Source organism: Acinetobacter sp. ACNIH2, assembly GCF_002934965.1.
Taxonomy (GTDB): domain Bacteria; phylum Pseudomonadota; class Gammaproteobacteria; order Pseudomonadales; family Moraxellaceae; genus Acinetobacter; species Acinetobacter tandoii.
This window is the reverse complement of the sequence record NZ_CP026412.1, coordinates 1,518,962-1,533,002: the sequence shown is the minus strand read 5'-3', so window position 1 is coordinate 1,533,002 and position 14,041 is coordinate 1,518,962. Positions and strand designations below refer to the sequence as shown.

The window sequence follows — 14,041 nt, the reverse complement described above, 5'->3', positions numbered from 1 at the left end:
CACGTTTTGTTCTGGCAACAGCTTGATCTTAGCATAAGCCCATGTCTACCAACTGCCGATTTTCCTAGAGATCATTGCAGAAAATCAACAATATAAATCAATTAATGCTCAAGCTCTGTAATTTGAAAAACCTGACGTAAGTAGGCCAAGAAGGTATCGTTATCGGTCATGGTTTTACCCGGACTATCTGAAATTTTCGCCACCGATTGTCCATTACATTCCACCAACTTCAATACAATATTCAATGGAGTCTGCCCCATATCATTGGTCAGATTGGTGCCTATACCGAAGCTCACTTTGAAACGGTCTTTGAAATATTGATGTAATGCCCACGCTTTTTGTAAATTCAAACCGTCACTGAAAGTCAGCATTTTGGTTCTGCTGTCAATTTTTAAGGTTTTGTAATGTTCATAGGCTTTGTCTCCCCAAACAAAAGGGTCACCACTGTCGTGTCTTAAGCCATCGAACAATTTGGCAAAATACAAATCAAAATCACGCAGGAAAGCATCCATTCCCACTACATCAGTCAGGGCAATACCCAAATCACCTCGATATTCCTGTACCCAAGTCTCTAATGCGGCTTTTTGGAAATCGCGCAGACGCACATCTAAAGCCTGAAAGGCCTGTAAAAACTCATGTGCCATGGTGCCAATTGGTGAAATTCCTAATTCTTTTGCCAACAGCACATTACTGGTCCCTCGGAAAACATTCGGTACTGCTTGGTGAAATGCCTGAATGACCTGTCTTTGCCAAGTCAAACTATAGCGACGACGGGTACCAAAGTCAGACACCAGAAACGGGGGATCTTCTGGTTGTTGCTGCTGTTCACACTGTTGAATGAATTCAATTTTGGCTTTAAGACGACGCTTACCTTCTTCAAGTACTTCTGGTGTACGAATGCGTTGAAAATACAGTTCGTTGACAATCGCCAAGACAAAAATCTCGAACATCATCGCTTGAACCATTGGACCTTCGACCCAAATATCCAAACGGCCTTCACTGTCTATGCCTGTATGAATGAAACGGCGTTTGAGTTGAAATAATTCCAAATAATCAACAAAGTCACTTTTAATAAAACGTAAGCCACGCAAATATTGCAATTCATCTTCTTTAAATCGAAGCTGACACAAATAATCTAACTGCTCATTCAAATCTTGCAGGATATCCACCAAGGGATAGACCGTCTCGTCCAAATTGCGGCAACGAAAATGGTAAACACTGTGCGTTTGTGGGAACTTGTGTAACACCACTTGTAGCATCGTAAATTTATATAAATCAGTATCCAGCAAGGATTGAATTATTGGTTGCATAGCCTATCCGTTCGGAATGTTCTTCATTCACGATAAATCACAGAATCCATTGTTACATAACATCCAGTGTCATTTATTCTTTTTTCTTATCCTTTTAACAAAAAAATAATGATTCCAGTTATGGAAGGCCAATAGATCGCCGTGACCACATGTGCATATTATTATCATAATGTTATAATAAAATACATTTTTAATAAATTTATATTAACATTCATTGCAATTATATTTGCTTTAAATTAACATCAAATTTCAAATAAAAAGTAATATTATTCACCATTAAAATTAATAATATTACCCAATAAATCATGCTGGTATGGAGAATAACAATGGCTAAGTTAGATTTAAAACCGTTAGTTGAAATCGACGGTTTTGTTGCTGCTGCACTCGTTGATAGTTCAAGTGGCTTATCTTTATCTGGGGTAGGTTCTGGAATAGATTTAGAACTTGCAGCTGCGGGAAATACAGAGGTTATTCGTGCAAAGCGAAAGGTCGCGAGTGCTTTAAATTTAAAAGATAATATTGAAGATGTATTGATTAGTTTAGGTAAGCAATATCACATTTTACGCCCATTAGACCGCAATGATGAACTGTTTCTCTATCTAGTCTTAGACCGTCACAAATCAAATCTTGCGATGGCTCGCCATGAATTAAAAGCGTTTGAAAAAGAATTAGATTTCTCATAATTTTTGCGATGAGCAAAAAAAAAAGCCATCTTTCATAGATGGCTTTTTTGGTATCATTTTTCCGATGAATTTTGCACATTATTTTTCAATTTTGTTGCGTAATCTACACCATGCGTATTTAAATATTCACGAATAAGCTGTCGAACCACTTGTGAGGGTTTTAAATCTTGCTGACTACATAACACTTCAAAAGCTTCTTTTTTTATAGGGTCAATCAAAATTGTCAATCTTGCAGTTTTATTTTCCATAGCCATTTTCTATCATATTATTAACATAAAATGATAATATCATTATCATTTCATTATTGTAAGGCAAGATTTAAATTCATCCATGCCTTTCTTTAAATTGAATAGTGATTTAGCATAACTTAATCTGCAAAATAAAACCATATTACTTTTAAGGTTTTAATGATCACTTATTTTAATCTTTCTCAGCATAATATATGAAATCGGTTATCTGCTTTTGATAAACTGATTTTGAGTGTTTTGATATCAGTTTTTTATATGCGTGCATTATTACAACGAGTACTTGAAGCCAAAGTGATCGTCGACGGTCAAGTCACGGGTGAAATTCAACATGGGTTGCTGGTCTTTTTAGGGCTAGGGAAAGAAGATCAACTGGAAAAAGGCAAAAAGTTGATTGATAAAATCCTCAAGTACCGCATTTTTGATGATGAACAAGGTAAAATGGGCTGGAACGTGGCACAAGCTCAAGGTGGTTTGTTGTTGGTGTCGCAATTTACCCTCATGGCGCAAACGCAAAAAGGCTTACGCCCAGATTTTGGCCCTGCAATGCCGCCTGATGCTGCCAAAGTTTTGTATGAACAATTGGTGGACTATACCAAATCCCAATTTGAACAGGTACAAACAGGCATTTTTGCAGCAGACATGAAAGTCCATTTAATTAATGATGGTCCTGTGACTTTTCAACTTGAAGTTGAATAAAATATTCCGCAATAAAAAAGCCTACAGTGAATTGTAGGCTTTTTATTGCTTCGCAGTGAAAGACTTATCGGCCTGTCTTTTCTTTTAAGAATTGACGTGCCAATTGAATTTTCTCTTTCACTGGTTTTGGTAATTTTGGTGGAATCAATTTTGCAACTTTGTTAAACCAAACCAACAAGCTGAAGTCACCTTCCATTTTGATGCTGCCATTTTGCATCCCAGTCATAAATGCAGAAGGGTCTCCTTTCAACAAGGTTTTCACCCCTTGCTCGCTGTCTGCAAATTGCAAGATAAAATCAGCTTTCTCTGCATCGCCTGAAACTGTATCAATTTGTCCATTGTCGACAATAATTTGACGCGCTACGCCTTGATCTGTCCCAATTTGAATACGGAACTGACGCTCATGAATTAACTCGATAAATTTTGGACTGGTACGAGCCAGTTGTTTCATGCGCAATACTAAACTTGCCACTAAAAGATCAAGTGGATCCGTGCTCACATCGACCAATGGTAGTTTGACAACTGGAATTGAAGACAGTTTCATGACGTTTGAAGCCTATTGTAATTGTAGAAAAATTGACTGCTCCATCCTACCATAACTTAATTCTGATGGAAGCTAGGCTTTGTATAACAATCCTGATCCGACCACCAAAGTCACAAACAAAATTTTTATTCTCATCATAAAAAGGCTGTCTTTTTACTAATACTTAAATCAGCAATTACAGCCTGTATAAGTGAAATGGATTCAATCACAGCCATAACATTAAAAATAAAAATTCATATGAAGCGATAAGCCGACTCTGGTATCAACCATAAGAATATAGATAAGCTGGTTGTATGGATATTTTCTTATGCTTTCAGCTTCACCGAAACTGAGCTCCTTCCCACCTTGGCTGAAAAGGAGCAATAAACACTTAACGACTACTGTACTGCTGATCATCCTCATACACAGGAGTATGTTCAATATAGCGACGTTTAGATAAAGCACGTTCAGCACGACGGTCTTCTCGAAACAATAATAGCGTCACCATCGTCATGGCTAAACTCACCGCTGCCAAATAGCTATACGCCATGGGTACATCAAATACGACCTGAATGCTGAGTCGAATCATTTCTAACAAGCCCCAGAACATCATACCTGCGAACATAAAGCTCAGCCAACGGCGATAAGGCGAGAAGAAAACAGCAATCAATGCAACAGCCACACAACTCAAGCCAATTATGGTTGCTAAATTCGCTGTGACCATAAAAACCTCCGTCTTCAATGGGAATCGTGTCTGGGCAGATACTCAACCCTTAATTCTCACGACCTATATTAATTTTGTGAAATTTGTTTATCTGCATCTCTATGCAAGCATTATGAGCAGTTTTAAACAGAAAAAAAGGCATGCTTTTTTATTAAACGACATACATTGTCGCAATATTATTTTGTCATTACATTTTCTGTCATTTCGACTTGAATGGAAGCAAGATATGCCATGAGTTGGCGTGTCATTACAAAAAAACAACGGGTTTTTTCACTGAAAAAAATATTTTTTAGATACCCGATATGAAGCAGATTGTGACCAATCGTTAGATGATTTTTTAATACAAAAGTCACGCAGAAGAAAACAAAAAACGCAATCCTAAGATTGCGTTTTTTTCATGAAACCGTAATGGTTACACGCAGTTAAGATCTTTATCATGCACACCCAACAGGTATAAAACACCATCCAGTCCCACGCTTGAAATCGCCTGATTGGCATTCTGACGAACTAAAGGTTTCGCACGGAAAGCAACCCCTAAACCTGCCAAAGACAACATGGGTAAATCATTGGCACCATCTCCCACCGCAATGGTTTGCTCTGGTGAAATACCCATATTATCTGCCAGTTCACTTAACAAAAATGCCTTACGTGCACCATCAACAATATGCCCTTTGACTTCACCTGTGACGTAACCATCTTGTACATCTAGTACATTGGCATGCACTTCATCAATCCCGAGTTTGGCTTGTAAATACTCTGCAAAGTACTGGAAGCCACCCGATAAAATTGCTGTTCTATAACCTAATGATTTTAAGGTTGTAATTAAGCGTTCAGCACCTTCTGTAATGGTCAAACGTTCCGCAATTTTAGGCAATACCGAAGCATCCAAACCTTTCAATAACGCCACACGCGCACGGAAACTTTGTTGGAAATCTAGTTCCCCTTGCATAGCACGTTCAGTAATTTCTGCAACTTGCTCACCCACACCCGCTTCAATCGCCAATTCATCAATCACCTCTTGTTCAATGAGGGTCGAATCCATGTCAAAACAGACTAAACGGCTGTTGCGACGATAAGCATTGTCTTCTTGCACCGCAATATCAATACTGAGTTCAGAAGATAAACGTAAACAAGCTGCACGCATTGCGGTTGCATCTAACATTTGCCCACTTAGACCAAACTGTACGCAAGAGCGTTTTGGCCCTTCCAACTGATTTTGTAGTTGCGGACGACCTGATAAACGGGTCACTGTTTCGATATTAAAACCTTGGTTCGACACAATATTGGTAACAGCTTGTAAATGTGCAGCCGTCAGTTCTGGTGCCAAAGCCGTAACAATATAGCGTGTCCGTCCACCTTCACTTACCCATTGATCATATTCTGTTGCAGAGATCGGTTTAAAGCGCACTGTTAAGCCGATATCATGTGCTAGAATCAGAATTTCCTTCATGGCTAATGCTGTTGCAGTCTGGTCATCTGACGAAACAACAATACCTAAAGTCAGTTGATTATGGATGACGGCTTGTCCAACATCTAGAATTTGTAAGGAATGAGTGGACAAAACCCGCATTAATCGAGTGAATTGATTAGGCTGGTCGGGTCCCAAAAATGATATAAGAATGATTTCTCGCATGAATTGACTCGGGTCTGAGCTACAACTATTGTGAGAATCATAATCGAATTTGAATAGAATTGCCTTGGAAGTTTACGTTGAATGCGCCTAGACAAGGGCTATTTGCTAGCCTACTGATAATAAGTTTTGCACTTCATACCTTTTTATTGGTGATTGCAACCACTCACCAACTGAATGAGAACCGTGCGAATCAGGGACAGTTGATGACCAGCCAATTGGTCACAGACAGCTTATCTGAGCTCGATCCTGCCAATACGGTATCACTGGCTTTGTTGGTGAATCGTTATGCCACCAATCCAAGTGTCGCCTCTATTCGAATTTTGGACGGCGCCAATCAGGTTTTGGCAACAGGTGGTTTATCCAAAACACGTGATGGTGAAGTTTTTGTTCGTGATGCCCTACAAAATGAGAAAAAAGTCGGCACCATTGAAATTACCCTGATCAAACCTAGTATTGGGGAAATTTTACGGACTCAATGGTTAGCGATTTTGTTCTCGTTCTTTATTCATGGTCTATTATGGTTAGGTTACCGTGCGATTGCTCGCCCAAGCCGTACAGAATATTTAGCACGCATTAATAATGAATCACGCTTAAAACACGAAATTCAGGCCTTAACTCAAGCACTGGAGCAAGAGAAACATAATGCTGCATTAACGATTGCGCAAGCCCAACAGCAGTTTCAAAATAAAAATAAAGCCAAAGAAATCAAGCCTGTGGTTTTGGATGATTGCTCAGTCGCATTGAACATTCAATATTATGATCCGAAGCAACTCCTCGATTCCGTCAATCAGACCGTATCTGTACCCTATTTCAATTTGTGCCAGATTTTCTTAAATAAAAGTATTGAACTCGCTGTTCAGCACTATAAATTAAATCGCTCCGACATTACCACGGTACAACAATTCAGTGCGCAAGGGGCAACCATCACCTTAACGGCAGACATGCCTAATGCCGTGCCTTGTCTAGTGATGATTAGCTCAGTGTTCCAATTATTGTCGGAAGTTTTATATAAACGCTACCGTGAAGAAAAACGTTTCGTGTTACAAACACGCAGTGCTATTTCTTCGTCTGTAGAAGCAATGCAGTTGTCTGCGGTTCAAGCGGCTGAACGTCTGGTTCATCAACTTTCTGCCAAAGAAAGTGCGGTTCATCTAAACAATGAATTGTTAAAGGATATCAGCGAACACTATGACTTGGTGTCCTTACCGAATCCGACCAATGTATTGACTCGTCATGCCTTTATGGTCAATGGGATGGATAGCAGTACAGCCGAATTGGCACAAAGTTTAAGAACTGAGATTTTGAAAGGCAAACAATCTAAAGCCTCATAAGCTTGCTGTAATAAAAAAGCCTGACTCCTGTCAGGCTTTTTTATTGCTGTTTTAAAAGATTAAATTTTTTGTAAGCTCTTGCTGATTAAGAACTCTTGCGCGGAATGGGGTACTTCATCTGGAGCAACGTAGGCTTGAATCCATTCTCCTGTGGGTTGTAGCTCCCACGTGCCTTTTTGATCCGACAAATAATTGAGTAAACCATCTTGCAGAATACGCTTTTTGATCTTCGGGTCTAAAATAGGAAAGCAGGTTTCGACACGTGAAAATAAATTACGTCCCATCCAGTCTGCACTGGCACAGTACAGTTTCTTTTCTCCGCCCTGTTCAAAATAATAGACTCGGGTATGCTCCAAGAAACGTCCCACAATCGATCGCACTCGAATATTTTCGGACAAGCCCTCCAGTTGTGGAACCAAACAGCAAATTGAACGAATAATCAGGTCAATGTTCACCCCTGCCTGTGAGGCGCGATACAAAGCAGCAATCAGTTGTGGCTCGGTCAGTGCATTGACCTTAATGATAATGCGCGCGTTTTTTCCCGCTTGTGCGTATGCAATTTCTTGATCAATCAACTTCAGCAATTCTGTATGCAAAGTAAAAGGCGCATGTAGCAAAGTCTTTAATTTTGCCATCTTGCCCATGCCCGTCAGTTCTTGGAACATAAGGTGTACATCTTCACAGATGTCGGGTTGTGTGGTCATCAAGCCATAATCGGTATATATTCTGGCATTACCTGCATGATAATTGCCTGTGCCTAAATGCGCATAACGCACCAATTGCCGATCTTCACGACGCACGATTAAAATCATTTTGGCATGGGTTTTATAACCCACAATGCCGTACACCACTACCGCCCCCGCTTCTTGCAAGACATTGGCTACGGTAATATTCGATTCTTCATCAAAACGTGCCCGCAGTTCAATCACCGCGGTGACTTCTTTGCCATTACGCGCTGCTTCTGCTAAAACTTGCACAATTTCCGAATCGGCTCCACTACGATATAGCGTTTGTTTAATGGCCAACACATTTGGATCTTTTGCCGCTTCACGTAATAAACTGATCACTGGTTGAAATGAGTCAAAAGGATGATGCAGTAACACATCTTCTTTTTTCAAAATTTCAAAGATGGACTGTTGCTTGCGAAAGGGCTTCGGAATAACAGGATTAAACACTGGATATTTTAAATCTGGGCGATCAAAACTGGTGGTTAAGCGCGATAAATTGATGGGCCCCGAAATCGAATACAAATGCTCTTGATCTAAATCGAATTGATTCAGCAAATAATCCGTAATTTCACGAGGACAATCATCTTCAATTTCTAAACGCACCGCGCGACCAAAACGCCGAGAAGACAGCTCATCTTTTAATGCCACCGCCAGATCATCGACATCTTCAGATAAAATTAAATCCGCATTGCGTGTGACGCGGAAAGCATAACAACCTGTCGCTCTCATGCCAGGAAATAAATCGCTGATATGTTGTTGAATAATAGCGGTCAGGAAAATCTGTTCTTGATGGTTCCCTACCACACTCTCAGGCAAATGAATCAAACGTGGTAAAGAACGCGGTGCAGGCACAATCGCCATTTCGATTTCACGTCCAAAAGCATCTTTACCTTCTAGGCTGACAATGAAATTCAGGCTTTTATTCACCAAACGCGGAAAAGGATGTGATGGATCCAAACTGATTGGAGTCAACACAGGCTGCACTTGTTTAGCAAAATAGTGGGCAATCCACGGCTTATGCTTTTCTAAAATATCTTGATATTGAATGAAATGAATCCCAAAGTCTTGTAGCTGCGGCAAAATGGAATGATTGAAAATCTCGTACTGCTCTTGTACCGCCTGATGCACAATAGTCGAAAGTTCAGACAAAACTACATCGGTTGGAATACCGTCAGGCATTCGGGTAATGGCGTTTAAATCCTGTTGCTTCATTAGCCCCGCAACTCGAATTTCAAAAAATTCATCCAGATTGCGGGAGAAAATAATCAGGAAGTTAAGGCGCTCTAAAATGGGTAAATCAGGATTTCTCGCTTGAGCTAGAACACGCCGATTAAATTCAATGAGCGCCAATTCACGATTGAAATACGTTGCTGATGAATGCTGAAAATTTTTCATTTTGACTCAATATGGTTGATTTTTTAATCAACTCTTTACCCTCTGTGCCTGCATGTTATGTAGTGTTTATGACATTTTTATTACACGCTTGAACTCAGCTTGAATATGCGAACTCACTGTTTACTTTATAAACACTTGGTCAAATTTTTATTAAAAATCACACTGATTTCATTCAGATTTTCGAGCATCCAACTCTGGTGCAGCAACCGATTTATGCTGTCGACTTGCCCAATAGGTCGCCAAAATCGGCCCAGAAATATTATGCCATAAACTAAAAATTGCACTGGGTAAGGCAGTTAATGGCGCTGTTGCAAAATGAACTGCGGCTAATGCCACACCCAGACCTGAGTTTTGCATCCCGACCTCAATCGCCACAGCCTTACTATCTGCATAATTTAAATGGAATAAACGGCTGCACCCAAATCCCAACAGATATCCTAGGCCATTGTGTAATGCCACCACCAGAAAAATCAGTAAACCTGAATGTAACAACTGTGCTTTGCTGCCACCAATAATGGCCGCCACAATCAACACGATAGCCAACACCGAAATCAGCGGCATCACAGTAATATACTGCTGAATCCGTTGTTTCAATAAACGTCTTAAAATTAAGCCCACCACTATCGGCAACAGCACCACCTGTAAAATTGAACTCAGCATCGACCATGCATTAATTTCAATCCATTGACTCGCAAGCAGATAGAAAATAAATGGGGTCAGTATTGGAGCCAATAAAGTCGAAACCGCAGTGCAAGCGACAGACAACGCCGTATTGCCCTTTGCCATATAAGTAATGACATTTGAAGCGGTTCCCCCGGGACAACAGCCCACTAAAATCACCCCAACTGCCAGCTCTGCAGGCAATTGAAAAATCAAACATAGGACATAAGCCAAGGACGGCATCACCACAAATTGTGCGATTACCCCAATACAGACCGCTTTCGGCGTTTGTGCTATCGCTTTAAAGTCCTCCAGTTGCATGGTCATCCCCATGCCCAACATAATAATTCCCAACATCCATGGGATATAAGCTTTTAACCAGACAAAGGCTTCAGGCACAATTAATGCAATGGCTGCAAACAGCACCACCCACAAAGCAAAAGTTTTCTGAATCAAACGGCTCAATTGCAATAATGCAGACATCGTCAGTCCTCAATGGGTCGGCAAACTAGAGAAGGTGAAGCGAGGTAAGAGAGTTATGCAGGCGTGGCTGTAACAATATCTTTGATATAAACCCGTCGTACACCTGCAGCTAGCATATCTTGCCAAGCATGTTGCAACGAACCATTTAAATCAATTGCTTTGGTTGCATCGGCAATCACATAGGTTTTAAAACCTAAACGGCAGGCATCTATCGCTGTCCATGCCACACAGAAGTCCGTTGCAATACCCACGATATACACCGTATCTATGCCGCGTGCATTTAAATAACCTGCCAAACCTGTCGTGGTTTTTCGGTCTGCTTCCATAAATGCCGAATAACTGTCGATATTTACATGCATGCCTTTACGGATAATCAATTGGGCTTGGGGTAAGGCTAAATCAGGATGAAAATCGGCATCATGGCTACCTTGTACACAATGCACAGGCCAAAGCACCTGTGTGCCATAAGGCAGTTCAATCTGATCGAAGGCTTGTTTACCCACATGATTGTCGGCAAAAGAAATATGCTGCGCAGGATGCCAGTCTTGGGTCAGAATAATTTGTTCAAAATAATTCCCCAATTGATTTATTTTGGGGATAATTTGGTCGGCATGGGCAACCGCAAGATTTCCTCCTGGGGTAAAACCATTTTGTACATCCACCACAATCAACGCTTTTTTGTTTTGTATCTGTTGCATGTCCGTTTCATTCACTGTTCTTTTTAATTGTTCGCTAGCATATAACAAAAGTTCAAGGATGTAGTGAGCGCGTCAGTCTCACTGACTTGATCTACAACAATTCCTGCTGTTACCGATTATTTATTGCCCATAAAAATAGCCCGTATTAACGGGCTACTCATAGACTATAGGCTGTTTAAACGGTGACTTTCTGTAGACGTTGTACCAGAATTAACATCAATACGGCAGAAATCACAATACAAGGAATCGCTGCTGAAACAACACCTGTCGCGCCAAAACCTGCTGCCAAAAGCTGTCCCGCAATGGTCGGGCCCAACATCGCCCCAATACGCCCAACAGCCGAAGCCATCCCTACACCCGTGCCACGTAGCTCAGTGGGATAAACAATACTCCCAAACGCATAGAGCACACCCTGACAACCAATCACAAAAGCCCCAACCAGTGCTGATGCCAAATACATTTGTGTGAGTGAAGCTGCAGCATTTAAAGCAAATAAGCCTGCCAAAATTCCGCCATACATCAACACAATCACATAAGCCTTTTTCCAGCGGTCTGTCAGCATACCCAAAATCACCGTTCCTACGGTTGCACTGAGCATGAAGTAGAATTGCGCTGTACTGCCTTCCTTACGCGAGAAACCAAGCTCCATAAATAACGAAGGTAACCAGCTCAGCATGATATAAACCACCATTAAGGTGAAGAAATAACTAAACTAAATCAATCCAGTACGCATTAAATTATGGCGATTAAACAAATCCTGAAAAGAGACATTCTGCTCGACCTCTGCGGTTTCAACACGTGTTTGGGCCTTTAAGAATTCACGCGATTCAGGCAAAAACTTGATCATTATCGGCAGCACAATAATAGGTAACAAGCCACCCAGATAAAAAATATTTTTCCAGTTCGAACCGAAATCTAAACTGGCAATGTAGGACAGAATCGCAGCTCCGACAGGCATACCACAATACATTAACCCCACCGCTTGCCCACGCTTTGCAGGAGTAACCGCTTCCGATGCTAGCGTAATTAACAACGGCATCGCAGCACCTAAGCCCGCGCCAGCCAAAAAGCGAACCAGTAATAAACTGTAAAAACTATTTACCCAGACGGTACATAAAGTGAATATCGCAAATATAGCGACAGACCAGACCAAGACTGTTTTACGTCCTATGCGGTCTGCAAAACGTCCACCCACCAATGCGCCAGGTAATAATCCTAAAATTCCTGCGCTAAAAAATACACCCAGTTGTGAACTGTCCAGTGCAAAATGTTCCCGAATTCCTGCCGCAGCGATACCCGCAGCTTGAATATCCAAGCCTTCAATCACGGCGATTAAAAAGCAAATTGCCACCGTAATCACGGAGTGCTTACGCGCTGAAGAAGATGCCTTCATTTCAACTCCTTGTTTAAACATCGTCCAAAATGAAGCCCATCATCTGTGAAGCAGAAATTTTAATTAACCCACCTTAAGTTGAAGATTTTTGATAATTTTTTATAAATTATGAGATAAATCACATTTTCAATACATCTGACCGATAGTCTTAAAAACAATTAATCCGAACGAAATTTGACTAAAATAGTCAACAATTCAGTTAAACTTTAAATACTTAGCCATAGCTCAAATTAAGCGATGCTCAATCAGTTATTGTTCAGATCAATAATTGACAGCGGCTTTTATTATGAAGCCTCATATTTTCTTGCACGTTACCTAGAGTTATAAGCTCTTTAGTAAGTTTTATAAGCTCTTAATCTTATTTATCTTTCCTACTCAATTATGTAAATCTACGTCTTTTTTTGACCTTCTGAAGTGCAAGATACGTCCCCTCACTACGAGTTAATTTTCACTTTTTTAAAGTTTTGAATTGCTTTGACTAAAGCATATTGTTCTTCATCGCTTGTTCAGTCATAATTTGCGTAAGCATTATTCAATTCGACAGATTCTAATTGAACTGCTATAAATCAAAATGCGCACCCATCCAACCTCATTTTTTTCACTTCACTGGATGGACAAATAGGATATTTTTTCAAAATGACTCAGCAAGCACAGATCATTCAAGGCTCAATAGTCGCAATCGTCACCCCAATGTTTGAAGATGGCAGCGTAGATTGGAAGGGTCTTGAGAAGCTCGTTGAGTGGCACATAGAACAGGGAACAAACAGTATTGTTGCAGTTGGAACAACTGGTGAAGCTTCTACATTAAGCATGGCTGAACATACACAAGTGATTAAAGAAGTCGTTCGTGTAGCCAACAAACGTATTCCAATTATTGCTGGTACTGGTGCAAACTCAACGCGCGAAGCAATTGAACTCACAAAAGAAGCAAAAAAACTCGGTGCTGATGCAGCCCTATTGGTCACACCATATTACAATAAACCGACACAAGAAGGCTTATATCAACACTACAAGGCGATTGCTGAAGCTGTTGATTTACCTCAAATTCTGTATAACGTACCGGGGCGTACAGGCGTAGACATGGCGAATGAAACGGTCATCCGTCTGGCTGATATTCCGCAAATTATCGGCATTAAAGATGCAACTGGCGATGTTCCACGCGGTCAAGCACTGATTGAAGGCTTACGTGGTAAAGACATGGTGGTTTATTCAGGTGATGATGCAACCGCTTACCAGTTAATCGAACATGGTGCGAAAGGCAACATTTCGGTAACTGCGAATGTTGCACCTAAACAAATGAGCGAAGTATGTGCGGTTGCGATTGCAGGCGATGCTGCACGTGCAGAAGCACTAAATGCTCAAGTTGCAAATTTACACAATATTCTGTTTTGTGAATCGAACCCAATTCCTGTGAAATGGGCACTACACGAAATGGGCTTAATTGGTACTGGCATTCGCTTACCATTAACACCTCTTGCAGAACAATACCGCGCACCACTGCGTGAAGCGTTGGTGGCGGCAGGTATAATCAAATAA

The 14,041-nt window shown here is 40.8% G+C and carries 12 protein-coding genes and 1 pseudogene; 4 read left to right on the top strand and 9 right to left on the bottom strand.

Features of this window, described 5'->3' with window-relative positions:
* Positions 1-101: 101 nt before the first annotated feature.
* Entirely contained in the window at positions 102-1,310 is a 1,209-nt protein-coding gene (pncB, locus tag C3F34_RS07165; RefSeq protein ID WP_044738845.1) for a nicotinate phosphoribosyltransferase, read from the bottom strand.
* 326 nt (positions 1,311-1,636) lie between these two features.
* On the opposite strand from pncB, the gene C3F34_RS07160 reads away from it, so the two are divergent.
* The gene (locus C3F34_RS07160) at positions 1,637-1,993 is read left to right on the top strand and encodes a hypothetical protein (protein ID WP_044738844.1); all 357 of its coding nucleotides are present in this window, start codon (positions 1,637-1,639) and stop codon (positions 1,991-1,993) included.
* 53 nt (positions 1,994-2,046) lie between these two features.
* On the opposite strand, the gene C3F34_RS07155 is transcribed toward C3F34_RS07160, so the two are convergent.
* The gene (locus tag C3F34_RS07155) at positions 2,047-2,241 is read right to left on the bottom strand and encodes a hypothetical protein (protein WP_044738931.1); all 195 of its coding nucleotides are present in this window, start codon (positions 2,239-2,241) and stop codon (positions 2,047-2,049) included.
* 255 nt (positions 2,242-2,496) lie between these two features.
* Between C3F34_RS07155 and dtd the strand changes: the two genes are divergently transcribed.
* On the top strand, positions 2,497-2,937 hold the full coding sequence (gene dtd, locus C3F34_RS07150) for a D-aminoacyl-tRNA deacylase (RefSeq protein WP_104441318.1): 441 nt from the start codon (positions 2,497-2,499) through the stop codon (positions 2,935-2,937).
* 64 nt (positions 2,938-3,001) lie between these two features.
* Here the strand turns inward: dtd and C3F34_RS07145 are convergent, their stop codons facing one another.
* The 3 genes from C3F34_RS07145 to serB all read right to left on the bottom strand — a co-directional run bounded on the left by C3F34_RS07145 (position 3,002) and on the right by serB (position 5,817).
* On the bottom strand, positions 3,002-3,481 hold the full coding sequence (locus C3F34_RS07145; RefSeq protein WP_016168888.1) for an SCP2 sterol-binding domain-containing protein: 480 nt from the start codon (positions 3,479-3,481) through the stop codon (positions 3,002-3,004).
* A 370-nt stretch (positions 3,482-3,851) separates the two neighbouring features.
* Positions 3,852-4,184, bottom strand: coding sequence for a ciprofloxacin tolerance protein AciT (aciT, locus tag C3F34_RS07140; protein ID WP_016168889.1), 333 nt, complete (start codon positions 4,182-4,184; stop codon positions 3,852-3,854).
* 412 nt (positions 4,185-4,596) lie between these two features.
* A complete protein-coding gene (gene serB / locus C3F34_RS07135; RefSeq protein ID WP_104441317.1) occupies positions 4,597-5,817 on the bottom strand; it encodes a phosphoserine phosphatase SerB in 1,221 nt (406 codons plus the stop codon).
* A 77-nt stretch (positions 5,818-5,894) separates the two neighbouring features.
* Between serB and C3F34_RS07130 the strand changes: the two genes are divergently transcribed.
* A complete protein-coding gene (locus C3F34_RS07130) occupies positions 5,895-7,148 on the top strand; it encodes a hypothetical protein (protein ID WP_104441316.1) in 1,254 nt (417 codons plus the stop codon).
* Positions 7,149-7,207: 59 nt separating this feature from the next.
* Here the strand turns inward: C3F34_RS07130 and ppk1 are convergent, their stop codons facing one another.
* The 4 genes and pseudogenes from ppk1 to mhpT form a co-directional block, all read right to left on the bottom strand.
* A complete protein-coding gene (ppk1, locus tag C3F34_RS07125) occupies positions 7,208-9,271 on the bottom strand; it encodes a polyphosphate kinase 1 (RefSeq protein WP_104441315.1) in 2,064 nt (687 codons plus the stop codon).
* Positions 9,272-9,439: 168 nt separating this feature from the next.
* Positions 9,440-10,414: a bile acid:sodium symporter family protein gene (locus C3F34_RS07120; RefSeq protein ID WP_104441314.1), complete on the bottom strand. Its 975-nt coding sequence runs from the start codon at positions 10,412-10,414 to the stop codon at positions 9,440-9,442.
* Between the two features lie 53 nt (positions 10,415-10,467).
* Positions 10,468-11,103 (bottom strand): bifunctional nicotinamidase/pyrazinamidase, encoded by a 636-nt coding sequence (gene pncA, locus C3F34_RS07115; RefSeq protein WP_044738930.1) that lies wholly within the window; start codon positions 11,101-11,103, stop codon positions 10,468-10,470.
* A 184-nt stretch (positions 11,104-11,287) separates the two neighbouring features.
* Positions 11,288-12,505, bottom strand: a pseudogene (gene mhpT / locus C3F34_RS07110) (3-(3-hydroxy-phenyl)propionate transporter MhpT).
* Positions 12,506-13,141: 636 nt separating this feature from the next.
* Here mhpT and dapA point away from each other — a divergent pair.
* On the top strand, positions 13,142-14,041 hold the full coding sequence (dapA, locus tag C3F34_RS07105) for a 4-hydroxy-tetrahydrodipicolinate synthase (RefSeq protein WP_016168896.1): 900 nt from the start codon (positions 13,142-13,144) through the stop codon (positions 14,039-14,041).

Coding starts and splice junctions, on each gene's coding strand:
- pncB (WP_044738845.1), bottom strand. CDS start 1,310: ATGCAACCAATAATTCAATCCTTGCTGGATACTGATTTATATAAATTT.
- C3F34_RS07160 (WP_044738844.1), top strand. CDS start 1,637: ATGGCTAAGTTAGATTTAAAACCGTTAGTTGAAATCGACGGTTTTGTT.
- dtd (WP_104441318.1), top strand. CDS start 2,497: ATGCGTGCATTATTACAACGAGTACTTGAAGCCAAAGTGATCGTCGAC.
- C3F34_RS07155 (WP_044738931.1), bottom strand. CDS start 2,241: ATGGAAAATAAAACTGCAAGATTGACAATTTTGATTGACCCTATAAAA.
- serB (WP_104441317.1), bottom strand. CDS start 5,817: ATGCGAGAAATCATTCTTATATCATTTTTGGGACCCGACCAGCCTAAT.
- C3F34_RS07120 (WP_104441314.1), bottom strand. CDS start 10,414: ATGTCTGCATTATTGCAATTGAGCCGTTTGATTCAGAAAACTTTTGCT.
- C3F34_RS07145 (WP_016168888.1), bottom strand. CDS start 3,481: ATGAAACTGTCTTCAATTCCAGTTGTCAAACTACCATTGGTCGATGTG.
- ppk1 (WP_104441315.1), bottom strand. CDS start 9,271: ATGAAAAATTTTCAGCATTCATCAGCAACGTATTTCAATCGTGAATTG.
- aciT (WP_016168889.1), bottom strand. CDS start 4,184: ATGGTCACAGCGAATTTAGCAACCATAATTGGCTTGAGTTGTGTGGCT.
- dapA (WP_016168896.1), top strand. CDS start 13,142: ATGACTCAGCAAGCACAGATCATTCAAGGCTCAATAGTCGCAATCGTC.